General features: G+C 69.1%; 21 protein-coding genes. 6 read left to right on the top strand and 15 right to left on the bottom strand.

The genetic code is table 11. The features are described 5' to 3' along the window. Positions 1–3 precede the first annotated feature (3 nt). From ACSVDD_RS01120 to ACSVDD_RS01085, 8 genes are all read right to left on the bottom strand, one after another. Positions 4–1899, bottom strand: coding sequence for a response regulator (locus ACSVDD_RS01120; protein WP_448187446.1), 1896 nt, complete (start codon positions 1897–1899; stop codon positions 4–6). A gap of 4 nt (positions 1900–1903) precedes the next feature. After that, positions 1904–4483, bottom strand: a complete 2580-nt coding sequence (locus ACSVDD_RS01115) for a PAS domain-containing hybrid sensor histidine kinase/response regulator (RefSeq protein WP_448187445.1) — start codon at positions 4481–4483, stop codon at positions 1904–1906. A 111-nt stretch (positions 4484–4594) separates the two neighbouring features. Next, a complete protein-coding gene (locus ACSVDD_RS01110) occupies positions 4595–6541 on the bottom strand; it encodes a response regulator (protein WP_448187444.1) in 1947 nt (648 codons plus the stop codon). After that, positions 6541–8775 (bottom strand): hybrid sensor histidine kinase/response regulator, encoded by a 2235-nt coding sequence (locus ACSVDD_RS01105; RefSeq protein ID WP_448187443.1) that lies wholly within the window; start codon positions 8773–8775, stop codon positions 6541–6543. The genes ACSVDD_RS01110 and ACSVDD_RS01105 overlap by 1 nt, the downstream gene beginning before the upstream one ends. A 55-nt stretch (positions 8776–8830) precedes the next feature. Then, positions 8831–9259 carry an ArsC/Spx/MgsR family protein gene (locus ACSVDD_RS01100; RefSeq protein WP_448187442.1) on the bottom strand — a complete coding sequence of 143 codons (429 nt, stop codon included), beginning with the start codon at positions 9257–9259 and terminating at the stop codon, positions 8831–8833. 118 nt (positions 9260–9377) lie between these two features. Further along, positions 9378–10397: an ABC transporter substrate-binding protein gene (locus tag ACSVDD_RS01095; RefSeq protein ID WP_448187441.1), complete on the bottom strand. Its 1020-nt coding sequence runs from the start codon at positions 10395–10397 to the stop codon at positions 9378–9380. A gap of 23 nt (positions 10398–10420) precedes the next feature. Continuing rightward, the gene (locus ACSVDD_RS01090; RefSeq protein ID WP_448187440.1) at positions 10421–11263 is read right to left on the bottom strand and encodes an ABC transporter permease; all 843 of its coding nucleotides are present in this window, start codon (positions 11261–11263) and stop codon (positions 10421–10423) included. After that, the gene (locus tag ACSVDD_RS01085) at positions 11260–12084 is read right to left on the bottom strand and encodes an ABC transporter ATP-binding protein (RefSeq protein WP_448187439.1); all 825 of its coding nucleotides are present in this window, start codon (positions 12082–12084) and stop codon (positions 11260–11262) included. The genes ACSVDD_RS01090 and ACSVDD_RS01085 overlap by 4 nt, the downstream gene beginning before the upstream one ends. Positions 12085–12407: 323 nt before the next feature. Here ACSVDD_RS01085 and ACSVDD_RS01080 point away from each other — a divergent pair, with 323 nt between their 5' ends. Next, complete coding sequence (locus ACSVDD_RS01080) at positions 12408–13067, top strand: hypothetical protein (protein ID WP_448187438.1); 660 nt, start codon at positions 12408–12410, stop codon at positions 13065–13067. On the opposite strand, the gene speB is transcribed toward ACSVDD_RS01080, so the two are convergent. Then, entirely contained in the window at positions 13048–14049 is a 1002-nt protein-coding gene (gene speB, locus ACSVDD_RS01075) for an agmatinase (protein WP_448187437.1), read from the bottom strand. The genes ACSVDD_RS01080 and speB overlap by 20 nt on opposite strands. 131 nt (positions 14050–14180) lie before the next feature. Between speB and ACSVDD_RS01070 the strand changes: the two genes are divergently transcribed. After that, positions 14181–14918 carry an HAD family hydrolase gene (locus tag ACSVDD_RS01070; RefSeq protein ID WP_448187436.1) on the top strand — a complete coding sequence of 246 codons (738 nt, stop codon included), beginning with the start codon at positions 14181–14183 and terminating at the stop codon, positions 14916–14918. Here ACSVDD_RS01070 and ACSVDD_RS01065 read toward each other — a convergent pair. Both ACSVDD_RS01065 and ACSVDD_RS01060 read right to left on the bottom strand, forming a co-directional pair. After that, positions 14870–16099 carry a diaminopropionate ammonia-lyase gene (locus tag ACSVDD_RS01065; RefSeq protein ID WP_448187435.1) on the bottom strand — a complete coding sequence of 410 codons (1230 nt, stop codon included), beginning with the start codon at positions 16097–16099 and terminating at the stop codon, positions 14870–14872. The genes ACSVDD_RS01070 and ACSVDD_RS01065 overlap by 49 nt on opposite strands. Positions 16100–16164: 65 nt before the next feature. Continuing rightward, positions 16165–16518, bottom strand: coding sequence for a cupin domain-containing protein (locus tag ACSVDD_RS01060; RefSeq protein WP_448187434.1), 354 nt, complete (start codon positions 16516–16518; stop codon positions 16165–16167). Between the two features lie 506 nt (positions 16519–17024). Here ACSVDD_RS01060 and ACSVDD_RS01055 point away from each other — a divergent pair. Beyond that, positions 17025–17465 (top strand): septal ring lytic transglycosylase RlpA family protein, encoded by a 441-nt coding sequence (locus tag ACSVDD_RS01055; RefSeq protein ID WP_448187433.1) that lies wholly within the window; start codon positions 17025–17027, stop codon positions 17463–17465. A 3-nt stretch (positions 17466–17468) separates the two neighbouring features. Here ACSVDD_RS01055 and fliN read toward each other — a convergent pair whose 3' ends face one another. Both fliN and murJ read right to left on the bottom strand, forming a co-directional pair. Then, entirely contained in the window at positions 17469–17771 is a 303-nt protein-coding gene (gene fliN / locus ACSVDD_RS01050) for a flagellar motor switch protein FliN (RefSeq protein WP_448187432.1), read from the bottom strand. Positions 17772–17870: 99 nt separating this feature from the next. Then, positions 17871–19418, bottom strand: coding sequence for a murein biosynthesis integral membrane protein MurJ (gene murJ, locus ACSVDD_RS01045; RefSeq protein WP_448187431.1), 1548 nt, complete (start codon positions 19416–19418; stop codon positions 17871–17873). 125 nt (positions 19419–19543) lie between these two features. On the opposite strand from murJ, the gene ACSVDD_RS01040 reads away from it, so the two are divergent. Beyond that, on the top strand, positions 19544–20323 hold the full coding sequence (locus ACSVDD_RS01040) for an alpha/beta fold hydrolase (protein ID WP_448187430.1): 780 nt from the start codon (positions 19544–19546) through the stop codon (positions 20321–20323). 186 nt (positions 20324–20509) lie between these two features. On the opposite strand, the gene ACSVDD_RS01035 is transcribed toward ACSVDD_RS01040, so the two are convergent. Then, positions 20510–21922: a hypothetical protein gene (locus ACSVDD_RS01035; protein WP_448187429.1), complete on the bottom strand. Its 1413-nt coding sequence runs from the start codon at positions 21920–21922 to the stop codon at positions 20510–20512. A gap of 202 nt (positions 21923–22124) precedes the next feature. Between ACSVDD_RS01035 and ACSVDD_RS01030 the strand changes: the two genes are divergently transcribed. Together ACSVDD_RS01030 and ACSVDD_RS01025 are read left to right on the top strand one after the other, a co-directional pair. Next, positions 22125–22757, top strand: coding sequence for a hypothetical protein (locus ACSVDD_RS01030; RefSeq protein WP_448187428.1), 633 nt, complete (start codon positions 22125–22127; stop codon positions 22755–22757). A 173-nt stretch (positions 22758–22930) separates the two neighbouring features. Further along, positions 22931–23425, top strand: coding sequence for a response regulator (locus tag ACSVDD_RS01025; RefSeq protein ID WP_448187427.1), 495 nt, complete (start codon positions 22931–22933; stop codon positions 23423–23425). 50 nt (positions 23426–23475) lie between these two features. Here the strand turns inward: ACSVDD_RS01025 and ACSVDD_RS01020 are convergent, their stop codons facing one another. Then, positions 23476–24798, bottom strand: a complete 1323-nt coding sequence (locus ACSVDD_RS01020; RefSeq protein ID WP_448187426.1) for an HlyD family type I secretion periplasmic adaptor subunit — start codon at positions 24796–24798, stop codon at positions 23476–23478. Positions 24799–24802 lie beyond the last annotated feature (4 nt).

Below are 24802 nucleotides of genomic sequence, written 5' to 3'. Positions count from 1 at the left end.
CGCTCACCCCACCGACACGCCCCGCTGCGTCAGCACCAGCAGGACCTTGTCCTCCAGCTGGTCGGGCGTGAAGGGCTTGGCGATGTAGGCGGTGACGTGGGCGGCGATGGCGCGCTCCACCGCCTGCCGGGTGGCCAGCGCCGTCACCATCAGGAACGGCAGGTCCGGCCGCGCCGAGCGCACCGACTTCAGCACCTCCAGGCCGCTGACCTTGGGCATCATCCAGTCGCAGATGATGAGGTCGTAGTGCTCGTCCTGCGCCTCCAGGCGTTCCAGCGCCTGCTGGCCGTCGCCGGCAAGGTGCACGGTGCCGACGCCGAGGTCGCGCAGCACCGACTCCACGTAGGTGCGCGGTCCCTCCTCGTCGTCCACCACCAGCACTCGCAGCGCCGTCATGTCGATGAACGGCACCCCGATCATCGCCAGCGCGCCCTTGAGCCAGGAGGCACGGGCGCCGCGCTCCTTGCCGTTGGGGGCGCTGAGCAGGAAGGTGCGGATGAAGCGCGGCCGGTGCACCTGCCGGTACAGCGCGCGGGCCACCGCCTGCCGGCTCTTGCCGACGCAGAACGCCCCGTCGCCGGCCAGCTTCGCGATGTCGATGATGGTGTCCGACGACGGATCGACCTTCGACGTCAGCGCCGCCAGCAGACGGTGAGTGCGGATGAACACGCTCTGCGTCTCGTCCACCAGCCCGGCGAGGTACTCGCGATCTTCCTCCGGGAACGTGGAGTCGAGGATCATCTTCTGCACCTCGGCCAAGCCCTTCAGCTTGTCCGCCCGCTCCTTCCAGCAATCGAGCACGCGACTGGTGAATTCGCGGCTGTCCAGGTAGCTCTTCAGGTAGCCGTCGACCGCCTTCTGCGAGTTGTCTGCCAGCGGCATCTTCTGCATGGTGAAGAGCGTGGTTAGCTTCTGCATGAAGTTGCGGCCCTTGACGATCTCCGGCAGCGTGTCCTCGTTGACCAGCAGCGCCATGCGCCTCTGGAAGGCCGCCTCGGTCTTGACGCCGCCCATATAGCCGTCACCGGACTTGAGCCGTTGCGCCATCTGCGCCAGCGTCAATAGTTCACGCTGCACCGATTCGATGCCGAACAGGTCGCCGGTGCTGGCGATGGTGAAGCGGTTGGGCTTGGTCAACTCGCGGCGGAAGGCGACCAGCAGCGCGTCGCTCACCACCGGCATCGGCACCCGGCGGATCAGTGCGTCGAGCGCGCGCAGCACCGGCGGCAGATCGTCCGCCAGCACCGCGTCGCCGGCCGCCATCGCAACGATGGCCTCGACCAGCACGGCAAACGGCGTCTCACCGGCGATGGAGGCCATGCCGGACTCGGCGCGGACGATCTCGCCGAGCAGCCGGTCGATGGGGGCGAGCGCGTCGGGGTCGTCGGTGGAATCGGCCAGGGCCAGCAGCATCTCCGCCTTCTCGGCGAAGGTCCGCGTCGTCTGGAGGTGCTGGGCCAGCGCGGCGTCGACGATGAAGCGGCCGGTGAAGGTCGGGTCGCGCGACAGCACCTCACCGATCACGGAGCCGTAGCCGGCCGGCGTCAGCTCGGGGATCGGCCAGTCCTTGACGCGCTCGCGGGTCAGCCGCGCCACCTCGTTGACCAGCACGTTCAGCGTGCCGAGCTTGCGGCCCTGGGCGCGCTCGGCCTGCTGAATGATGCTGACGAACAGCGCCTGATTGGACAGCGTCGTCTGGTGCCGGGGGGCGTGCAGCAGCTCGGTCGGGGTCAGCGCGTTCTCGTTGAGGAAGCGCTCGCAATGCCGGCCGATCACCTCGCGCGCCGGGGGCGCGTAGAACTCGTCCGCCGACTGGCAGAGCGTCGCCTCGCTTGCCGCTTCCGGGTCGGGAACGCCGCCGGGCGGGTCGTGCGGCTCGGTGTCGGGTGCCAGAGTCATCGCGTCACTCCGACAGCAGCTCGCGTACGGCCTGGATCAGCTTGTCCGGGCCGACGGGCTTCATCAGCAGCTGGCTGCCCGGCCGCGCCGTCAGCCCCGCCGCCTGATCCTGGGACGCGTAGCCGGTGAGGAACAGCATGCGGAGATCCGGGTTGCGCTCGTCCAGCGCGCGGGCCAGCTCGGGGCCGGTCATGCGCGGCATGGACACGTCGGTGACCAGCAGGTCGAACAGCCCGCCATGCTCGTCCCAGCGCGCCAGCGCGTCGAGGCCGTCCACCGCCTCGACCACCTGACACCCCGCCTCCTCCAGCGCCAGCCGCAGGAAGGAGCGCACCGAGTCCTCGTCGTCCACCAGCAGGACCGCCGCCGCCTCGCCTTCCGGCAGGCGCACCGTCTCGATGCCGGTGTCCACGGTGGCCGGCGGTTCGACGGCGGGCAGGTAGATGGTGAAGGCCGTGCCGTGGCCCAGTTCGGAGTCCATCTCCACGACGCCGCCGGCCTGCTGCGCCGTGCCGTACACCATCCACAGGCCGAGGCCGGTGCCCTTGCCGGGCTCCTTGGTGGTGAAGAACGGCTCCCAGATGCGGTCGCGGATCTCCTCCGGCACGCCGCAGCCGGTGTCGGCGACGCGAATCACCGCGTAGCGGCCGGGACGCAGGGAGTCGTGCCGCTCGAAGAAGCCGCGGTCGGGCTCGACCGACTCCAGCGTCACGTTCAGCGCGCCGCCGTCCGGCATGGCGTCGCGGGCGTTGAGCGCGAGGTTGAGGATCGCCTGATTGAGCGTCACCGGGTTGGCGATCGTGTGCGCCGCCGCATCCCGGATGTCGAGGTCGATGGCGATGCCGGCGCTCATCAGCGGCTTCAGGAAGACGCGCAGGTCGCGCACGAGGTCGGCCAGGGGGACCACCTCCGTCTCCTCGCTCGCCTTGCGGCGGCTGAAGTCGAGGAGCTGGGCGGTGAGCGCCGCCGCGCGGTCGGACGCCTTGGCGATCTCCCGCACGCAGGTCAGCACCCGCGCCTCGTCGCCCGGCGCGCGCTCGGCCAGACGGGCGAAGCCGCCGATGGCGGTCAGCATGTTGTTGAACTCGTGCGCGATGCCGCCGGCCATGCGGCCGACCGCCTCCATCTTCTGCGAGCGTTGCAGCTCCTCTTCGGTGCGGCGGCGCTCGGTGATGTCGTTCATCACCAGCAGCACCGCCGAATCGCGCTGGTAGGTCGCCGGGTAGGCGCCGAGTTCCAGTTGGCGGCGCTCGCCGGACGGGCGCTGCACTTCGCACTCCAGGCGTTGCGGGGTGCCGTCCGTCGCGGTGTACAGGCGCGCCTCCAGCGCCGGGCCGTCCTGGAAGAAGCGCTTGAGTTCCGCCCCCTCCAGCCCGCCGAAGGAGGAGGCGCCGAGGATCGCCGCGGCCGACGCGTTGGCGAAGCGGATCGCCGCGCCGTCCCAGATGGCGATGCCGTAGGGCGCCAGCTCGACGAGCTGCTTGTAGCGGTTCTCGCTCTCCTGAAGGGCGCCGACCGTCGCCTCCAGCCGCTCGGTCTGGCCGGCCAGCTCGTTCTCGCGCAGCTTCAGTTCGGTGATGTCCATGAGGATCTTGACGACGCCGCCAGCCCCGGTGGCGTGCTCGCTGATGCGGTACCAGCAGCCGTCCGACAGGCGGCGGTCCACCGGCACGTCGTGCTCCAGATGGCGGTTCAGCCGGTCGCGGACCCACGCTGTCAGGTCGCCGCCGCCGTCGTAGCCGCCGCGCTCGGCGGCGACGCGCAGGATTTCCTCGAAGGTGACGCCGGGGACGAGGATGTCGGCGATGTTCGGGTAGGCCTGCCGGTAGCGGTCGTTGCACATCAGCAGCCGGCCATCGGCGTTGAACAGCACGAAGCCTTCCGAGATGCTGTCCAGCGCGTCGTGCACCACCACCTGCATGAAGCGCGCGTCCATCAGCGCCATGGTCTCGACCGTCACGTCGAGCCCGCTGCCGCGGTAGCCGGCGAAGGCCCCGGTGTCGTCGAACACCGGCTGGCCGCTGAGGCGGAAGACGTAGGTCTGGCCGGAGTCCTCGTCCTGGTGCGTCACCTCCAGGTCGCTGAAGGGGCGGCCGGCTTCGATGTCGGCGCGGTACTCGGCCCAGGTGTCGGCATCCTCGCTGAGGCGTTCGAGGTCGAGCAGCGATTCGCCGAACACCGCGCGCGCGTCGCGCTGGATGATGCCGGCCAGCCGCTCGGAGACGTAGGTGTAGCGGTGATCCGCCGCACTCTCCCAGAACCAGTCCGAGGCGGCTTCGGCGAAGTCGCGGAAGCGCTGCTGGCTGGCCGCGAGTTCGCGGTTGGCGGCTTCCAGCAGGCGGGCGCCGTGGTCGATGGCCTTGGCGGTCCGCACCGCCCGGCGCACGGCCAGATAGGCCAGCCCCGCCACCGCGACCACCACCGCGCCCAGCGCCGCCGCGAGCAAACCAAGGATCGGGCCGTCCTGCCGCCCGCCCGCGATGACCAGCAGCCCAACGACCGCAACGAGGCCGAGCGCCACGAGCAGCACTTCCGGGAACGCGATACCGCGGCCGTACGAAGGGTTGGAGCTGGAAGCGTCCACGGCGTGCGTCCGTTGCGAGGGAGATGTAGGTCTCTCCTCATAGGCGGTCACCGGTTAACATGACGTTTCAGGATTGAAACCAGTTTTCCCTCTCCCCTCTGGGGAGAGGGTTTATCTGTTCACCAGCACCAGGATCTTCTCTTCCAGCTGCTCGGGGGAGAAGGGCTTGGCGATGTAGGCGGTGACGTCGTGCGCCAGCGCCTCCTCCACGGCGATCATCGTCGCCAGGGCGGTCACCATCAGGAACGGCATCTCCGGCCGCACGGCGCGGACCTGCTTCAAAAAGTCCATGCCCGTCAGCCGCGGCATCTTCCAGTCGCAGATGATCAGGTCGTACATCGTCTCCTGCCCGTCGAAGGCGTCCAGCGCCTCGCGGCCGTCCTCGGCGATGACGATGTCGAAGATCCCTAGGTCCCGCAGGATCATCTCGACGTAGGAGCGCGCCTGCGGCTCGTCGTCGGCCAGCAGGACGCGGATCGTCGCCATGTCGCGCAACGGCGTGCCCGCCGCCTGCAAGGTGCCGAAGAACGCCGCGTAGTGCTCGGCGCGCTGCTCCGTCTCGTCCTTGCGGCGCTGGAGGTAGGCGCGCAGAAAGCCGGTGCCGCGCACGTGGTGGCCCACCAGCTCGCGCGCCGCATTGGCGCACTTGCCCTCGGTGAAGGCGCCCTCGGCCAGCAGCTTGGCGTACTCCATCACCTCTTCGACCGTCGGCGTGCGGTCCTTGGCGATGCGCAGCAGGATGCGGTTGGTGCGCAGGTAGGTGAATTGGATCTCGTCCAGCATGCGCGCGTACTTGTCCCGCACCGCGTCCGGCAGACCGGAGCGCAGCAGGCGCGTCTGCACGTCGGACAGCGCCTTGATGCGGGCGCGCGGCGTGCGGGCGCTCTCGAACAGGCGCTGGGTGAAGTCGCGATGGTCGAGGTGCGTGCGCAGCGCCGCCGTCACCATCTTGCGGCACAGGTCGCCGAACGCCACGCCCTCGTAGGTCAGCAAGTCGATGATGCGGGCGTAGTGGCTCTTGCCGCGCAGCGACATCTCCAGCCGATCGCCGGTCAGGTGGCGGGCCACCCGGCGGTCGAGGATCTGCAACGTGCGGTCGCCGCCCATGATGGTGCCGTGGCCGCGCAGCTTGGTGGCGAGCGCCGCCGTCGCCACCAGTTCATCGACGATAACCGAGGTGGCGCGCGGGTCGCCGCCGGTGAGCGGGCACAGCCGCTCCTCGCCGGTCAGCGCCCTGTGCAGCGTCAGCTCCAGCCCGCGCCGCGCCGCCGGGGCGGGGTGCGAGGCGATGTAGGCGTTGAGCCGGCGAATCGTCGCCGGAACGCGCGGATGGACGACGGTGTCGCCCTTCCACAGCTGCGCCAGCACCTCCATCGAGGCGCGCAAGCCGTCCACCCAGCCGAACAGCTCGTCCACCGCGCCGCCGCTCGCCAGGATCTCGCCGATCAGCTGGTCGAGCACCTCCGCACCCAGCGGCGGCATCTCATCGCTGACCAGCGACAGCAGCCGGCTCAGCTTGACCTCGTAGCTGCCGCACTCGCCCAGCCAGCTCGCCACCACGGCGTCGATGGCATAGCGGGCAACAAAGCCCTGAGTTGCCTGAGAGATCTTGTCGGCGGCGCTGGCGAAGGTGCGCGCGTCGAAGGCCGGCACCGCACCCCGATGGGCGCGCTGGGCGGTCATCGTCAGCGTTTCGGCCTCCAGGCGGATCAACTCGTCGAGCCGTTGCGCCGGGGTACGGCGGCCGGGCAGCGCCTGGGCGTGCGCCAGCCGGTCCAGCACCGCCGCGCGGCGGTACCAGTCGGTGAACTGGCGTTGCGGCTCGACGGTGTGCAGCAGCTCTGTCGGGGTGATGCGCCGGCTCTCCAGGAACTCGGCCAGTTCCTCGACCATCTGGAATCGGCTGCGTGCGGTGTACAGGTCCTCCAGCGTCAGGCAGACGTTCAGCTCGGCGTCGTCGCCTTCCGGCTCGGCGCCCAGTTCGACCAGCAGCGCATCGACGTCGTAGCTGTCGATGGCACCGCCGCCAAGGGAAGGGGGGAAGTCGGGGAGCGCCATCACACCACCAACGCGTGCACCTTGTCGGCCAGCTCGTCCGGGTTGATGGGCTTGTGCAGGAAGACCACGCGACGGACGTCAGCCAGCAGATCGTCCAGATTCTCCTTCTCCGGCGGGTAGCCGGAGATCATCACGATGGGCAGGTCCGGGTTCTCCCGGCGCAGCGCCCGCGCCGTCTCCGCGCCGCCCATGCGCGGCATCACCAGATCGGTCACCAGCAGGTCGAAGGCGCCACTGTGCGCCTCGAACGCCTCCAGCGCCTCGGTGCCGTCGCCGGCGCAGAACACGCGCATGCCCATGTCCTCCAGCGTCAGGCGGATGAAGTCGCGCACCTGCTCCTCGTCCTCGACCAGCAGCACCGACGCCGCCATGGATAGGCCTTCGTCCGCATCCTCGGCGTCGAGGTCGAAGAGGTCGGTGGGCGGCGCGGCCGTGGCGGCACCCTCGGCCGGCAGCCACAGCGTGAGGGTAGTGCCCTGCCCCGGTTCGGACTCGACCTCAACCGCGCCGCCGGCTCGCGTCACCGTGGAGTAGACCAGCGACAGGCCGAGCCCGGTGCCCTCCCCCAACTCCTTGGTGGTGAAGAACGGCTCGAAGATGCGGTCCAGCACGTCCGGCGCGATGCCCTCGCCGGAGTCGCGCACGGAGATCGTCACGTAGGGGCCGGGCTTGAGGTCGGCGTTGCGTGCCAGGAACGCGGCGTCAGCGTCCACGCGGTCCACGGTCACCGCGATGGCGCCGCCGTTCGGCATGGCGTCGCGGCCGTTGATGGCGAGGTTGACCAGCGTCTGGTGCAGCAGCGCCGGCTCGATCAGCACGACGGCGTCCGCGTCGCGCACGTCCAGTTGCATGTGATAGCGCTCGCCGAGGATCGGGCGCAGGAAGCGGCGCAGATCGTCCAGTTGCGAGGCGACGCGCACGGCCTTGGCTGCCTCCGGCCGGCCGGCGCGGCCGAAGCTGAGCAGCTGGCCGGTGAGACCGGCGGCGCGCTCGGTGGCCTTGACGATCTCGGTCAGGCATTGCGCAACGCGCTGGCGGTCGTCGGGCGCGCGGCGCGCCATCAGTGCGAAGCCGCCGATGGCCGTCAGCATGTTGTTGAACTCGTGCGCGATGCCGCCGGCAAGCTGGCCGATGGCCTGCATCTTCTGCGCCTGATGCAGCGCGCGCTCGGCCTGTTTGCGCTGGGTAACGTCGTCGAGGACGAGGAACCACGTCGGCACGCCGCCAGCCACCTCGCCGGCCACCTCGAAGGCGTGTACGCCGACCTCCAGGTCGCGAATCGTGCCATCGCGGGTCGCGACGTGCGCCTCGATGGGGCCGTCCGGCGCGTCGCCGGAGCCGGGCGGCGGCAGGCGCTCGAACAGGCGCTCGCCGCCCTCGACCAGCGGGATGCCGGCCATGGCCGCCTCGTCGCCAGTGCCGAGGATGCGCGCGGCGGCGCGGTTGGCGAAGCGCACGCGCTCGCCGTCCCACACCACGATGCCGTAGGGCGCCATCTCGACCAGCCGGCGATAGCGCGTCTCGCTGTCGGCCAGCGCTTCTTCGTGGCGCTTCAGCTCGGTGATGTCGGTGAGGATCTTCACCACGCCGCCCGAGCGCGTGGCGTGTTCGGAAATGCGGTACCAGCGCCCATCGGCGAGCCGGTGGTCGGAGGGCTGGCCGCCGCGGGTGTGGCGCGACAGCCGCTCGGCGATCCAGCCCGTGGGGTCGTCCACCAGCGGGCCGGCGGCGCCGCGCTCGACCGCCTTGTGCAGCAGCTCGGCGAAGCGGACGCCGGGGCGCAGCAAATCGGCCAGCAGCGGGTAGGCGCCGCGGTAACGCTCGTTGCAGACGACCATGCGGCCCTGGTCGTCGAACAGCACGAAGCCCTCGCTGACGCAGCCGATGGCGTCGGCCAGCAGCTCGCGCATGCGCACCGCCTCGCACGACTCCGCGGGCGCGTGGACTTCGGTGGGACAGGTCGGCGGGTCGCCGACGCAGGCCAGCGTGTCGTCGTGCAGCGCCACCAGCCGGCGCGCGTTGTCCAGCAGCCGCCCGCCCTCGGAGGTCGGCCGCAGCCCCGCCGTGCCGTAGACGAACAGCGGCCGGCCGAGGGTTTCCTCCAGCCGGCGCAGGCGTCTGGTCAGGTCGTCTTCGGGAATGGAGAGGGCCGAGGCCGCCGCAGCGAGGGACCCACCGTCCATCACCGCGAGGAAGCCGCGCAACCCGGCGATATCGAGATCAGACCGTCGCATGGCCGTATCCAATCACCGGATTGCGCGGATCGCCAGCAGTTTATCAGGCGCCGGTTCAGCCACGGGCCGGGAAGTGATGGTGCCCGTGGTCGCACTGCCCGCGGGAGTGCTTGCTGTCGCAGCTCTCGCCGGACACCAGACCGATCCACGCGTTGAGGGTGTTGGGGTCGAACCCGGCCTCGCGCCGGCCTTCCGCCTCGATGAGCGGGCGGCGGATCAGCGTCACGTCGGCGATCATGGCGTCCAGCGCCGCCGCCTCGTCGAGCGCGTCGGGGTTGACGGCGCCGCCCTTGATCGCCGGGGCGCGGCGGTTGAACCACTCATCGACCGGGCGGCTGCCGAAGAACGGCCGCAGCGTCTCGCGCGTCCAGGCATGGGCGGCCAGATCGCGCACCTCCAGCCGATGCCCGCACGACGCCAGCTGTTGCTTCTGCTTGGCGTTCGCCGGGCAGTCGGCCAGCCCGTAGAAGATCACCTCGGCCATCGGACGCACTCCATGGTGATTGGAATCATTCCAAGGAGTGTGATGCGACGGGTTGCCGCGGTGCAAGAAAAATCACCACACGACGAGCGTGGCTATTTCCTGTGCACTGCCGCCTTCCTCACTTCACCAGCGTTTGCGCCTTCTCGACGAACGCGTCGGTGTACGCCTTGCTCACGTCGATGGGCGCACCGGCCACCGCCGGGTCGAAGGCCTTCAGCACCTTGTAGGCGACCTCGGCGCCCTCGCGGGTGAAGCGGCCGTCCGGCGAGTAGGTCGGCTTCGATCGCATGAACGCCGTCTTGTACAGATCCTTGTTGCCGAGAAAGTACTCCTCCGGCAGCACCTTCACCACGTCGTCGGCGCTCGCCTTGTCCAGCCACTTCAGCGTCTTGACGAAGACGTTGACCAGCGCCTGCGTGGTGTTGGGGTTCTGCTGGATGAAGTCCGGCTTCAGGTACAGCACCGCCGCCGGGTACTGGCCGCCGTAGACCGCCTTGGTGCCTTCCAGCGTGCGGGTGTCGGCAATGATCGTCAGGTCGCCGTCGCTCTCCAACTGGCTCATGACGGGGTCGAGGTTGGAGATGGCGTCGATGTCGCCGCGCTTCACCGCCGCCACGGCGCTGGGGCCGCCGCCGACGCCGATGAACGACACATCCTCCGGCGTCAGGCCGTTCTGCGTCAGCAGATAGTTGACCATGAAGTTGGTGGAGGAGCCCGGCGCGGTGACGCCGATCTTCTTGCCCTTCAGGTCCTTGACGCTCTTGATGTCGCCCGCCTTCTTGACCGAGGCGAGGACGATGCCGGGGAAGCGGCCCAATTCGACCACGGCGACGATGGGCTGGTTCTTCGCCTGCATTTGGATGGTGTGGTCGAAGGCGCCGGTCACCGCGTCGGCCGAGCCGCCGACCAGCGCCTGCAAGCTCTTGGCGCCGCCGCCGAAGTCGCTGATCTCGACCTTCAGCCCGGCCTCCTTGAAGTAGCCCAGGCGTTCGGCCAGCGTCAGCGGCAGATAGTACAGCAGCGGCTTGCCGCCGACCGCCATTCGGATGTCCGTCTTCTCCAGCGTCTGGGCGACCGCGCCGCCGGTCCCCATCAGAAGCCCGACCGCCGCGGCGGCAAGCATGGTTGCGAAACGCATGTCACTCCCTCCCTTGATGGTTCTTATCCCTGGGCGCCGGTGGTGTGCGCCTCTTGCGGGCGCCAGTGCAGCAGCCTTTTCTCGATGATGGTGACCGCGGTGTCGATGGCCACCACGAAGATGGTCAGCACCAGCATGCCGGAGAAGACGCCGACCGTGTCGAACACGCCCTCCGCCTGATGGATGCGGTAGCCGAGGCCGGCGGCGGAGCCGAGGTACTCGCCGACCACCGCGCCGACCATGGCGAAGCCCACCGCCGTGTGCAGCGAGGAGAACACCCAGGCCAGCGCCGACGGCAGGTAGACGTGCCGCAGCAGGTCGCGCGAATTGGCGCCCAGCATGCGCGCGTTGGCGAGCACCACCGGGCTCACCTCCTTGACGCCCTGGTAGACGTTGAAGAAGACGATGAAGAAGACCAGCGTAACGCCCAGCGCCACCTTGGACCAGATGCCCAGCCCCAGCCACAGCATGAAGATCGGTGCCAGCACGACGCGCGGCAGCGCGTTGACCGCCTTGATGTACGGGTCGAACACCGCCGAGACCAGGGGCGCGCGGGCGAACCAGAAGCCGAAGACGATCCCCGCCACCGTACCGATGAGGAAGGCCAGCATGGTCTCCAGCAGCGTGATGCCCAGGTGATACCAGATCACCCCGGAGACGAAGTCCTTCCACGTCCGCTCCAGCACTGCCAGCGGCGTGCCGAAGAAGAACGGGCTCAGCAGGTTGGTGGCGGTCAGCACGTGCCACAGCAGGAAAAAGCCGATCAGCACGAAAGCCTGCAACAGCAGGATCACCGGGCGGCCGGGCAGGCGTTTGGGCCGAGTGGCGGGTCTGGTGGCGGCGGCCATGCGCTGGGGAGACCTCATTGCAGCTTGGTCTGGGCGTAGCCCTTCAGGACCTCGTCGCGGAGCTGCGACCAGATCTCGCGATGGAGGTCCATGAAGCGCGGGGTCATGCGGATGTCGGCCACGTCGCGCGGGCGGTCGATGTCGATGCGGTACTCGCCGATCAGCCGCGCGCCCGGACCGGCCGACAGCACCAGCACCCGGTCGGACAGCGCGATGGCCTCCTCCAGATCGTGGGTGATGAACACCACCGACTTGCGGTCCGCCGACCACAGATCGAGCAGTTCGTTTTCCATGAGCTGGCGGGTCTGCACGTCGAGCGCCGAGAACGGCTCGTCCATCAGGACGATCTTGGGGTCGACGATCAGCGTCTGCGCCAGCGCCACCCGCTTGCGCATGCCGCCCGAGAGCTGGTGCGGGAAGCGGTCGCCGAAGCGCTCCAGCCCGACGCGCGCCAGCCAGGGCCGGGCGCGTTCTCGGGCCTCCGCGCGGGGAACGCCGCGGAACTCCAGCCCGGCCGCCGCGTTGTCCAGCGCCGACTTCCAGGGCATCAGCGCGTCGGCCTGGAACATGTAGCCGGCGTGCTGATTGATGCCGGACAGATCCTCGCCGAACACCACGGCGCGCCCGGTGCTGGGCGCCAGCAGGCCGGCGATGACGTTGAGAATGGTGGACTTGCCGCTGCCGGTCGGACCGACGATGGAGACGAACTCCCCGGCCTCCACGGTGAAGCGCACGTCGCGCACCGCCGTGTAGACCGCCCCCTTCTCGTGCGAAGAGGCGAACGAACACGTCACCCCTTCGATGACCAGCGCGGGCGGGGCAGCACTTGCAACGGACATCGCGCGGTGTCTCTTCCCTGTCTGAGCGTATTTTTGCGGAATGATGAACGAGCACACATGCCCCCGCAAGGGCCGCGACCCGCCTTGGGCTTTGCTGCGTTGCAGCAATCTATTGCTTGCAGAACGCGTTAACCATCGCTTACGGTAGGGTTCAGCGCACTTTCCAGCATCAAAATTCTATGAAGTCAGTGGACTTTTGCAGCGTTTTGTTTCGGTTTCGGGTGTCGTCACAAAACAGCACTCTACCTCCTTCGGGCAGGAGACGCGTTAACCATCCCGTAAAGCTTTCCCGGCCAATGTCCTCCCGTCGCAAGGAGGACTGGATGTTGGTTCGCGCCGTTGCCCGGATGACCGTTCTGACCGCACTGATGACCGTGGCCCTGGCCCTGTCGCTGGCCGGGCCCGCGGCGGCCGACAGCGCGGCGGTGGCCCGCACCGGCGCGCCGTCCCTGCCGGACGGCTCCCTCACCCAGACGGTGTCCGATGGTGCGGCGGTGCTGCGCATCGACGGCATCATCACCAAGGGCGTCGAGCAGCGCTTCAGCGACGCCATGCAGTCCCTGCCCCGCTCGCTGCCGGTGGTGGTCGAGCTGGCGAGCCCCGGCGGCTTCACCTCGGCCGGCTACCGCATGATCGACCAGATCCTCGCCGAGCGCGACAAGGGCCGCCCCATCGCCACCCGCGTGCGCGGCGGCGAATCGTGCGAGAGCATGTGCGTCGGCGTCTTCCTGGCCGGCTACCCCCGCTACGCCGCCCCTTCGGCCGAGTTCATGGTGCACGCCCCGCGCATGGCCGAGGATGGCCGCATGACGCTGCGCACCACGACGACGATGGTCAGCCGTCTGGTGTCGCTGGGCGCCTCGCAGGGGTGGATCGAGCAGGTCCGCGCCGCCGGCGGCTTCTCCGGCGCCGTGGACTACCGCGAGACCGCCGACGCGCTGTCGGCCGAGGGCGCCAACGTCGTCACCCACCTGATCCGCTGAGTCCTGACCCAGGGGGCCGGCCCTCACGCGTGCCCACCGCCTCGGCCAGCAGGCAGAGGATCTCGAACATGATCGAGGCGCCGACCAGCGCCGTGGTGCCGCTGGGGTCGAAGGGCGGCGCCACCTCGACCACGTCACCGCCGACGTAATTCAGGCCGCGCAAGTCCCGCAGCATCTGCTGCGCCTGGAAGGTGGTGAAGCCGCCGATCTCCGGCGTGCCGGTGCCGGGCGCGAAGCATGGGTCCAGGCAGTCGATGTCGAAGGTCAGATAGCACGGCGCGTCGCCGACGACGCGGCGGATCTCGGCGGTCACGCCGGCCGTGCCCAGCTCGAACGCCTCCTCGATGAACATGATCCGCACCCCGGCATCGCGGGCGAAATCCAGATCGTGCAGGTCGAACATCGAGCCGCGAATGCCCACTTGGATCATGCGCTTTGGGTCGAGCAGCCCTTCCTCGATGGCGCGGCGGAACGGCGTGCCGTGCGTCAGCTTGGTGCCGCCGAAATAGCTGTCGGTGGTGTCGGAGTGCGCGTCGAAATGCACCAGCCCCAGCGGCGCCCCGTCCGCCAGCCCGCGCAGGATCGGGAGCGTCACCATGTGGTCGCCGCCGGCCGACAGCGGCAAGGTGCCGGCCTGGCGCACCTTGGCGTAGAACTCCACCACCCGGTCCATGGTCTCGTCCATGTCACAAGGGTTGACGCTGACGTCGCCGAGATCGGCGATGCGGGCCAACTCGTACGGGCAGATCCGCGTCTGGTGGTTGACGCGGCGCATCAGGCTGGATTGGTTGCGGATCTCGCGCGGGCCGTGCCGGGCGCCGGGGCGGTTGGTGACGCCGGCATCCCAGGGCACGCCGATCAGCGCGATGTCCAAAAGCGCCGGGTCGGTCACATACGGCAGGCGCATGAAGGTCGGCAGTCCGCTGAAGCGCGGATACACCGACACGTCGAGCGGTTCGAAGAAGCCCTGTCCCTGGTCCATCCCTGGTCAACCCCTTGGCCGGATTTGGTCAGTATGGTGAACGGTTCGGCATCGTCTCGCAAGAGAGCGGCAACCAAAGCCCAGCCCCGGCTGTCTTACCCGATGACGGAACGCTTCGCCCGGAGGACGCCATGCAGTACACGGCCCTCGCCACCAACTACGACGGCACGCTGGCCGCGCACGGCCATGTCGATGCCGCCACGCTCACGGCGCTCGACCGCCTGAAGGAGGCAGGGTTCAGGCTGGTGCTGGCGACCGGCCGGACGCTGGAGAGCCTGCGTGCCGCCTTCCCGGAGATGGCGGTGTTCGACCGCATCGTCGCCGAGAACGGCGCCGTGGTGCACCGGCCGGACACCGGCGACACGACGCTGCTCGGCCCGCCGCCGCCAGAGAACGCCATCGCGGCGCTGCGCCGCCGGGGCGTGCCGGTGGAGGTCGGTCAGGTGATCCTCGTCACCCGCACGCCGCACGAGAAGGCGGTGGTGAACACCCTGCGCGAGCTGGCGCTCGACAACGCGGTGGAGTTCAACAAGGGCGCCGTCATGGTGCTCCCGGCCGAGATGACCATGGCGATGGGCCTGCAACTGGCGCTGGACGAGCTGCGGCTGCCTCCCTCGCACGTGATCGGCATCGGCGACGCGGAGAACGACCACTCGTTCCTGGCGCTGTGCGGCGGCGCTGTGGCGGTGGCCGACGCCGTCCCCTCGGTCCGCGAGGACGCGGATCTGGTGACGCAGGGCGGCGCCGGGGAAGGCGTGGTCGAACTGATCCGCTACCTGATCGCCGATGATTTGAAGGGATTGGCGCGACGGCAGGCGCCTCACGCGCCGCTGACGGCCTCCGGCCTGCGGCCCACGAGATCTTCGTAGACCGCGGGGTCGGTGGCGCCCTCGGTGCCGAACACCAGAACGCGGGCGTCCGGTGCGAGACCCAGCGCGGCGCGCGCCTGCGGGTCGCCGGCCGCGCACAGCAGGGCCGCCAGACCGGCCACGCCGGACTCGCCGGCCACCAGCGGGCGGTCACCGGCGCTCCCCTCGGCCAGCAGGCGCATGGTGGCGACCGCCGCCGAATCGTCGATGGTCATGAAATCGTCCGCACCGCGCTCCAGCAGCACCCAGGCGAGCAGCGAGGGCTCGCCGCAGGCCAGCCCGGCCATCACCGTCTCCAGATTGCCATCGGCGGCGGTGGGGCGGCCGGCGACGGCGCTGCGGTACAGGCAGTCGGCGCCGTGCGGCTCGACCGAAACGAAGCGCGGGCGCTGGCGCCCCCAGGTTTCCCACAAATGGCCGCACACCGCAGCGGGCAGCGCGCCGACGCCGCCCTGCACGAAGACGTGCGTCGGCCGCTCGCTGGCGGGAAGCTGTGAAATCGCCTCCTCCACCATCACCGTGTAGCCCTGCATGACGTCGCGCGGCACGTCCATGTAACCGGTATAGGAGGTGTCGGAGACGACGAACCACCCCTGCGCCGCCGCGTCGGCCGCCGCTTGGCGCACCGCGTCGTCGTAGGTGCCGTCCACCCGCACGACGCGGGCGCCGTACTCCTCGATGGCGCGCTGACGGCCGGCCGAGCACTTGGCCGGCACGTAGATCACGCAACCGCAGCCGAACACCTGCGCGCCCCAGGCGACCGAGCGGCCGTGGTTGCCATCGGTGGCCGTGGTGACCGTGAGCGTGCGGGTGATGGTGCCGTAGCGGCCGACCACAAGGTCCAGCGCCGTCACCGGCACGCCGGGTGCCCGCGCCGACACCTCGCGCGCCATCAGGCGCAGCACCGCGTACGCCCCGCCCAACGCCTTGAAGCTGCCGAGCGCGAAGCGCGCGCATTCGTCCTTGTACCAGAGGCGGTCGATGCCGGCTTCCCGCGCCAGCCCCTTCAGCGAGCGCAGCGGCGTCGGCGCGTAGCCGGGCCACGCGGTGATTTCGGCCTGGGCCTCGGCGAAGGCGGCGCGGCTGAGGATGGCGCGTTCAGACGGACCGTAGGCCCGGTCCTGATCGGCGCGCGGGTTGTGGAAGACGCGGGGCGAGCAGCGCGGCAACAGGTCCGGCATCGACGGGTCCTCCAAAGGCGATCCCCGCACGTAACCAAAGCCGGACCGCCGCCGTCAAGCGACGCCTAGGCAAGGCCAACGGACAACTCGTCGCGGGCGATGGCCGGGGCCGGTGGCGCTGTGGCCTCTACCGCCTGGAATCGCTCGACAATGCGATAGGTGTGCTCCGCCCCCTTGGGCACCACCCAGGAATCGCCGGGCCGGAGCTGAATCACCTGCCCCTCGATGTGCAACTCGGCCCGGCCACCGATGACGAAGCCGACGGTCTCGTAATCGCGCTTCCTGGCGGGCGCATCGTCGCCCGGCCCCACGTCCCACAGCCGCATCGCCACATGCTTGCCGGACGCGAGGTGCTTCTGCCCTTGGGCGCCACTGCGCGCGTAGGCGGTGTCGACCTTCTTGGCGGTGCTGTCGGCCATAGTCCCCTCCGTGGGCTTCCCCTGCCGCCCCAACCAACAAGGCCGGCGCAATGAGGGTGCCACAGCGCCATGCCGGATGACGCCGCCCGCGGACGCGCCACATCGGGCGCGTGCGAGGTACTTCGAATGGCGAGGCCAGGGTGCGGGCAGGTTGCCTCACGTCATGGTGCCAGGGCGACCTGCGCTGGAGGTAGGCGGGGCCGCGTCGGCAGGCTTTTGGTCATAGCTCGCGCGACGCAAGACTTGCGTTCGACGGTCGAACATCACGGCACTGGCGAACAATATTATCTTATTTATTCAGCAATCATATTCGCCGATACCTTGCCGCAACAAACATTTAGCACTTCAGCTATTTCAGCAAAGCACCTGCACAAAAGGTCAGTAACACCAACCTACGTTACAGAAACAACCGCGACGACCGGAACATTCCGCAGCGCACCCTGTTCCGCCTTTCCGACCGCACAGACGGCCGGTATCAGGAAGGACAGGTAATGAAGCAAACGGACATGCCGAGGGCTCTCAAGAGTCACCACCTTACGGCGACCGCCGCTTTGGCGTTGGCACTGGCATCCCTCCCCATCTCCGTCTTTGGTCAGGAAGCCCCCTCGCGGCCGGGCTTCGCGCAGACCGGCAAGGCCTCGTGGTACGGGGCGGATTTTCACGGCCGCAAGACCGCCAGCGGCGTCCCCTTCGACCAGCACGCTCTGACCGCCGCGCACCGCACGCTGCCGCTGGGCACCGAGGTGAAGGTGACCAGCCTGGAGACGGGGCGCGCCGTCGTCGTGCTGATCAACGACCGCGGCCCGTTCATCGATGGCCGGATCATCGACCTGTCGAAGCGCGCGGCGTCGGAACTGGGCATGGAAGATGCCGGCGTCGCCCCGGTGAAGGTCGAAGCCCTGGCGAAGAAGGATGTGCAGGTGGCCGAGCAGCCGGACGAGCGCTGAGGGTCAGCGCTTCCACTCGCGGCTGGACTTGATGAAATCGGTGAGGGTGACGCCGATCTTGTCGTCGACGATCACCACCTCGCCACGGGCGACGAGCACGCCCTCGACATAGACGTCGGTCGGGTCCTTGAGGTGGCGGTCGAGTTCCACCACGGCGCCGCGGCCGAGCTTCAGCAGGTCGCGCACGCGCAGCATGGCGGTGCCGATCACCACCTTGATCTCCACCGGCGCGTCGCCGATGGCGAATTTGCCCGCGTCTTCCCCGCCGGAGTCGCCGGAGCCCAGCAGGTCATCGATGTCCGTCATGGCATGCCGAAGGGTTTCGCCGCGTTGTTCAACGTTTAACCCTAATGATGAATCCGGGCAACGAAAACAGGCACGCAGTCCTGGGACAAGGAACGGGCCTCAGGCCGCACGGCGGCGCCGGAGCCGGCCGAGGTCGGAGCGGCGCAGCAGCCCCAGAACCACCGCCATCACGCCGTACACGGCGATCCCCAGCACCACCAGCAGTCCCAGCCCGGAGACCCGCAACGGCAGATCCACCGCTCCCAGCCAGGGCGCCAGCCGCTCCTGCCCGCCCCACAGCGCCAGCGCCAGCGCCGCCGTTGCCAGCGCCATGCGCGGCAGGGCGCGTTTCAGCCGCGCGTCCGCGGTGAACAGGCCGCGCCGGTGCAGCAGCCACGCCAGCAGCCCGGCGTTGATCCACGCCGCGACCGAGGTCGCCACCGCCAGCCCGACCTGGGCCAGCGGCCCCATCAGCACCACCTTCAGCGCCACGTTGGCGAGCATCGCCACCAGCGCCACGCGCACCGGCGTCGCCGTGTCGTGCCGGGCGTAGAAGCCCGACACCAGCGAGCGGATCACCACGAAGGCCGGCAGCCCCAGCGCATAGGCCTGCAAGGTCGCCGCCGACTGCGCCGCGTCGGTCGGGCCGAAGCGGCCGTGCTGGAACAGGACCGACAGGATCGGCAGCGCCGCCACCAGGAACGCCGCCGCGCAGGGCAGCGTCAGCACCAGCGTGAACTCGACGGCGCGGTTCTGGCTCTCGACGGCGCCGGCCTCGTCACCGCCCTTGATGCGCCGGGCCATCTCCGGCAGCAGGACGGTGCCGATGGCGATGCCGATCACCCCCAGCGGCAACTGGTTCAGGCGGTCGGCGTAGTACAGGTAGGACACCGCCCCGGTCGGCAGCAGCGAGGCGATCAGCGTGTCCACGAACATGTTGATCTGCGTGAGCCCCGAACCGAGCGCCGCCGGCCCGAGCACGCCGAGGAACCGCTTCACACCGCCGGTCAAACGCGGCCAAACGAGGCGCAGCATGACGCCGGCCTTATGCGCGTCCCAGGCCAGATAGAGGTATTGCGCCAGCCCGGCGACGAACACGCCGATGGCCAGCGCGTGCCCGACCGTGGGCATCAGCGGGGCGGCGGCGATCATCGCGACGATCAGGCAGACGTTCAGCAGGATCGGCGCCGCCGCGGCGGCGGCGAAGCGCCCGACGCTGTTGAGCACGCCGGCCAGCAGCGATTCCAGCGACATGAACAGCAGGTACGGGAAGGTGATGCGGGTGAAGAGCACGGCCAGATCGAACTTTTCCGGCTCGTCGGCGAAGCCCGGCGCGAAGACCAGCATGAACCACGGCATGATGGCGATCAGCACAATGGTCAGCACGCCCAGCACCAGCAGCAGGACCGCCTGCACCTCCTCGGCGAAGCGCTTGGCACCGTCCGGGCCGTCCTGCACCAGGGCGGCGGAGAACAGCGGCACGAAGGCGGCGCTGAAGGCGCCCTCGGCGAACAGCGCGCGGAAGTGGTTGGGCAGGCGCAACGCCACGAAGAAGGCGTCGGCCACCGGCCCGGCGCCCAGCAGGGCGGCGGTGAGGATGTCGCGCAGGAACCCCAGGACGCGGCTGACCAGCGTCAGCCCACCAACGGAGAGGATGTTGCGAAGCACTCAAAACCCCAAGGCTGCGGTGCCGGTATGCGCCCGGCGCGGCGCATCCTACCGATTCCAGATGTTTCGTCACCAACGATCCGCGCTAGGATCGTCTCGCTTCTGGATCACCGGACGGATTCACCATGTCGCAGGGCCTTCCGCTCTCCTACCTCGAAGCCGGCGAAAGCGTCGGCGGGACACCGCTCATCGTGTTGCACGGGCTGTTCGGCTCGGCGCGCAACTGGCAGACGCTGGCCAAGCGCTTCGGCGAGCGCCGGCACGTCTACGCGCTGGACCTGCGCAACCACGGCGGCGCGCCGTGGGCCGACACCATGAGCTACCCGGAGATGGCTGAGGACATCCTGCGCTTCCTCGACGACCGCGGCTACCCGCGCGCCGCGGTGGTCGGCCATTCCATGGGCGGCAAGGCGGCGATGACGCTGGCGCTGACGCACCCCAGCCGGGTCGAGAGGCTGGTCGTCGCGGACATCGCCCCGGTGACGTACACCCACACGCACGCGCCCTTCGTGGCCGCCATGAAGGCCGCCGACCTGGAAGGCCGCACGCGGCGCTCCGAGGTGGAATCGCAGCTGGTGGACGCGGTGCCGGAGGCGCCGTTGCGTTCGTTCCTGTTGCAGAACCTCGTGCTGGAGAACGGGCGCTTCCACTGGCGCATCAACCTGGACGCGGTCGGCGCGGATATGGCGGATCTGATCGGTTTCCCGGATTTGGGCGACGCGCGGTACGAAGGGCCGACGCTGTTCATCGGCGGCACCAAGTCCGACTACATCACGCCCGAGCAGCTCCCGGCGATCCGCCGCCACTTCCCCGCCGCGACGGTGGAGATGATGCAGGGCGCCGGCCATTGGATCCACGCCGAACGGCCCGACGAGTTCGCGGCGCTGGTCGAGGGGTTCGTCTGATATCAAAGGCGTTTGATGGCTTCCATCAAACGCCTTTGATCAAACCCGGCAGCTCAATGCCACGCATTGAGCGAAAGGGGCATACGGCCGGCCGTTCATGGAAGCATCCATGCGCCGGCCGTATGACCCCAAACGCAAACGGGGGCCTTTCGGCCCCCGCGTGTGTCCGGTGATCGGATCGTCGGATCAGATGGCGCCCTGCTTGGCGCCCTTGCCACCGACGCCGGGCGTCTGGCGGAAGGCGTCGACGATGTACGGGGCGAGGGACTGGCGCATGTTGCGCAGCCACTCGTGGATGATGATCAGCGAGCGCGACGCCACCGGCGGCGTCATGCCGAGCTTCACCAGATCCTCTCGGGTCATCTGCGCCACCTGATCCAGGCGGTGGCCGGTCAGGCGCGCCCAGGCCGGCGCGGTGCACGGCGCCATGGAGATGACCTGAACGCCCTCGCGCTCCATCATCTCCGCCTTGCGGCGGGCGTAGTTGGAATCCTCGAGCTGGCTGAACGGGCCGGACGTGCCGTTCTCGACCAGCACGCGCTTGGCCTTCGGCGCGATGGTGGCGATGCGCTCCAGCGTTGCCATGCCGGTGGACAGCGAGGCGAGGTCAACGGTGACCGGCACCATGAAGGTCAGCCGCTCGCCGTCGCCGACGTAGTAGTCGAAGCCCGACACCTCGGCCCAGTTGAAGAACCACTGGCTGATGTTGCCGCCGAAGTCGTAGAGACGGCCGCCGCGCTGAAGCTCGGGGCCGATCTGGTCCCAGAACTCGTAGAAGCCGTCGCCCGAGCCCATCATGTTCATGAAGTCCTGGGTGATGCGGCGGTGCTCGACCACCTCCGGCCCGAACAGGCGGGCGAGGCGCTCGTTGACCTCGTACTCGACGACCTTGAGCTGAAGGCCTTCCAGCATGGCCGTCGCCATCAGGTGATGGGACAGCAGCGTCTTGCCGACGCCGCCGCGGTCGTTGAGGACGAAAATCGTACCCAGCATGGAATCGCCTTTCAAAAGTCTGGTCGTCATGTCGGTGGTGCCCGAGGATTCCGGCTGGCGGATGGGCGGATGGGGGCGTGCGGGCGGAGCCGGCGGCGGTTCCGGCAAAGCTGCCGTCTCCTCGACGCGGGGCTCCGGTTCGGGTTCCGGGTCCGGTTCGGGGGCCGGCTCCGCTTCGGGCTCCAGCTCCAGCTCTGGTTCCGGCTCGGGCTTCACCTCGGCTGCCGCGGGCGGCGCCTCGGGCTCGGGCTCTGGTTCCTCGGCCGGGACGGTAGAGCGGCCGGCGGTGATGGCAGCCTGATGGATGGCGGCCAGCGTTTCCGGCGAGGCGGACTCGCCCTCGTCGCCGGCCGGGCTGTCGCCGTTGCGCATCTCGACGCCGACCAGGAAGAAGGCGGAGCGCAGGGTGACCGGGGAAATCGCCTGATCGTCGCGGGCGCTGATGCCGAGCTTCGCCAGCATGTCCGAGATCTGCGCCCAGGACAGGCCGCGCTCCCGCATCAGGCTGATGTCGGTATAGCTGTCGCGCACCGCCTGCATGGCGCTGCGGTTGCCGTGTGGGCGATCGGCAAGGAGCCGCTCGAGTTCCGTGCGATCGATCGACACCGTGGAAATCCGGAAAGTGGGAGGCGTTTCGGGGCGGTGCGGTCGCCGAAGGAATCCTTCCCATCGGCCGGCGAAAAATAGTACAAGCAATCGCAGGGCGCAAACGGTTTCCAACACTCCGCAACGGGGTTAAACCTGTGACAGGACGCCCGGCGGCAAAGAATTGACAGTCGGGCATTTGGGCTTCGAGGGTTGAGCGGGCATGGCCCAGGAATTCCGGTCGCTGCGCGCCTCGGCGCAATCCATCGGCTTTCACGAACTGCGGCAGGCGCTTGAGATCTCGTCGCTCAAGCAGGACCTGGAACGCGTCGCCCGTGACACCGGCGACCTGCGCGCCCACATCGAAGAGGCGGTGGAACAGGTGCGCGGCCAGTTCGCCGCCCTGACGCCCGAGGAATTGTCGGACGCCAGCCGCATGGCGCCGCTGCTGCAATCGGCGGTGAAGTCGCTGCTGGGCATCCGCGACGCCGCCCGCCGGATCGAGGTAAACTCCGGCCCGGTGGCCGACGCCGACCGCCCCGACCCGCCGCCGCTCTCGCTGCTGCACACCGCCCGCCCGGAGCCGGTCAACCTGGACCCGGTCACCCCGCCCGACCGGCCGACCGACCTGCCGCCCGCACCCGCGATCTTCGCCCCGCCGCCCACACCGGCACCTGCGCGGGCACCCGGCGTGGCTGCTCCGCCATCCGCTCCGAGCCTCACCGACATTTCGCCGGCGTCGTGGATAAACCCGACCAGCGGCCCGCCGGCGCCCCCCGCCTCCGCCCCCCCCCGTCCTGCGCGGGGCACCGCGTCGGTGCAGTCCGTCGATTGGCTCGGCCCGCCGCGCCGCTGAAGCGGGTTTTTCCCTCTCCTTTTCGCCTCCCTGCGCCGCCTCGCCCAGGCCGAACGCGCGCGAAGTTCTATGCCCAATTCAATTATCGCTTGATCTCCCGGAAATTCGCGTATACCACTTTATATTGGTAAAAAAAGATTAACCTTGCCCCGCAAGAAAGGGGGAGGCGCATCGTGCGACGGGACGACTCCGAAACGGTTCTGGCTCCTTTGCCCCCATCCCCGCCGTGTGGCGGCGACGCGGTGGCGGCCATCACCGATCCGGCCGCCGCTTTGCCGCTGGCGGTTCGGTCGCTGCGCCTGATCGTCGTCGAGGATGAGCCTGCGGTGGCCCAGACCATCAAGGACGCCGTGGAGTTTCTCGGCCACACCGTGTGCGGCATCGCCCGCACCGAGCAGGAGGCCGTGGACCTCGCCGAGCGTGTAAGGCCGGAATTGGCGCTGATGGACGTGCGGCTGGCGGCGGGCGGCGACGGCATCGTCGCGGCGCGCAAGCTGGCGGCGGGATTCGGCATCCGCTCGGTCTTTTTGTCCGGCTACGCCGACCACGCCACCATGCGCCGCCTGACCGAGACCTACCCGTTGGGCGTGGTGCACAAGCCCTTCTCGATGGCGCAGCTCAAGAGCGCGCTCGACCTCGCCGGCCGCCGGCTGCGCGCGCGGGTCTGAAGACGAAAAAGCCCCCCTCCCTTGACGGGAGGGGGGCCTTTTTGAATTCGTCACTGCTGGATGAAAGCCTTCAGATAAGACTGCGACAGCGGCTGGACGATGTAGTCCAGCGGCGTACGGCCGGCCAGCAGGATGCGCGCCTCGACCGGCATGCCGGCCTTGATGCTCAGCTTGTTGACGCTGTGCGCGTCGGCGTCCTTCAGGCGGATGCGGGTCAGGAAATAGTCCTGGCGCGTCGTCTGGTCGGTCATGCGGTCGGCCGAGACGTACTCCACCATGCCGTCCAGCGTGCCGACGACGCGGCTGTCGTAGGCGGTGAGCTGCACCTTCACCGGCAGGTCCGGGGCCACCGACTTGATGTCCTTCGGCTGCACGTGCACCTCGGCCAGCAGCGTGCGGTCGTCCGGCACCACGTCGAGGATCGGCTCGTTGGCGGCGATGGCAACGCCGGACGACGGGTGGCCGTGCATCACCACGATGCCGGCGTCCGGCGCCTTGACGTCGCGGTTGGCAAGGCGGTTGGCGGCGTCGCGCATCTGCTCGGCCAGCTTGGAGCCCTCGCCGCGGGTCTTCTCCAGATCGACCAGCACCTTCTCGCGGAAGTCGTTGCGGCGCTTGACGATCTCGGCCTTGGCCTCGAGCGCCTGCTGCTTGTTCTGGATGATGCGCGATTCCAGTTCGTTGTCGCGCCCGTGAATGCGCGCGCTTTCCTTCTGCGCCTCGACCAGCCGGGTGCGGGTGGTGTTGCCGCGGTCGAGCAAGCCCTGGTTGATGCGCACGTCCTCCTCGCTCAGCTTCAGTTCGTTGGCGAGGTACTTGCGCTGCTCGGCGAGGTTCCGCGAGTCCTCCTCCAGCGTGGCGATGCGCTCGCGCAGCACCTGTTCCTCCGCGCCCTGCTGCTGGCGGCGGACGTCGAACAGCTTCTGCTGGTTCTCGATCAGCTTGACCACGTAGGCGTTGTCGGCGCGGCGCTCGGAGATGGCCTCGGGCCAATCGATGGCCGGCTTCTCGAACAGTTCGGCGTCGAGGCGGCCCAGCATGGCCTGCGCCTCCAGCCACGACGAGGTCAGCATCTCCATGCGGGTGGCGGCCTCGGTGCTGTCGAAGCGGACCAGCACCTGGCCGGCCTTCACCTGATCGCCTTCGCGCACCAGCATCTCGCCGATGATGCCGCCTTCGGAATGCTTGACGTTCTTGCGCCCGGTTTCGGGCACCAGGACGCCGGCGGCGCTGACCGCACTGTGCAGCGGGGCGAAGGCCGCCCAGGCCGTCATGCCGCCGAAGCCGACCGTCAGGATCGCGCAGCCGCCGAGCAGCAGGTTGCGCACGTTGGTCTCGGGAAGGAGGACGCGCAGGTTGCTGAAAGTGCTCATGGTG

This window comes from Azospirillum terrae, from assembly GCF_053470425.1.
This window is presented reverse-complemented; position numbering and strand designations above follow the sequence as displayed.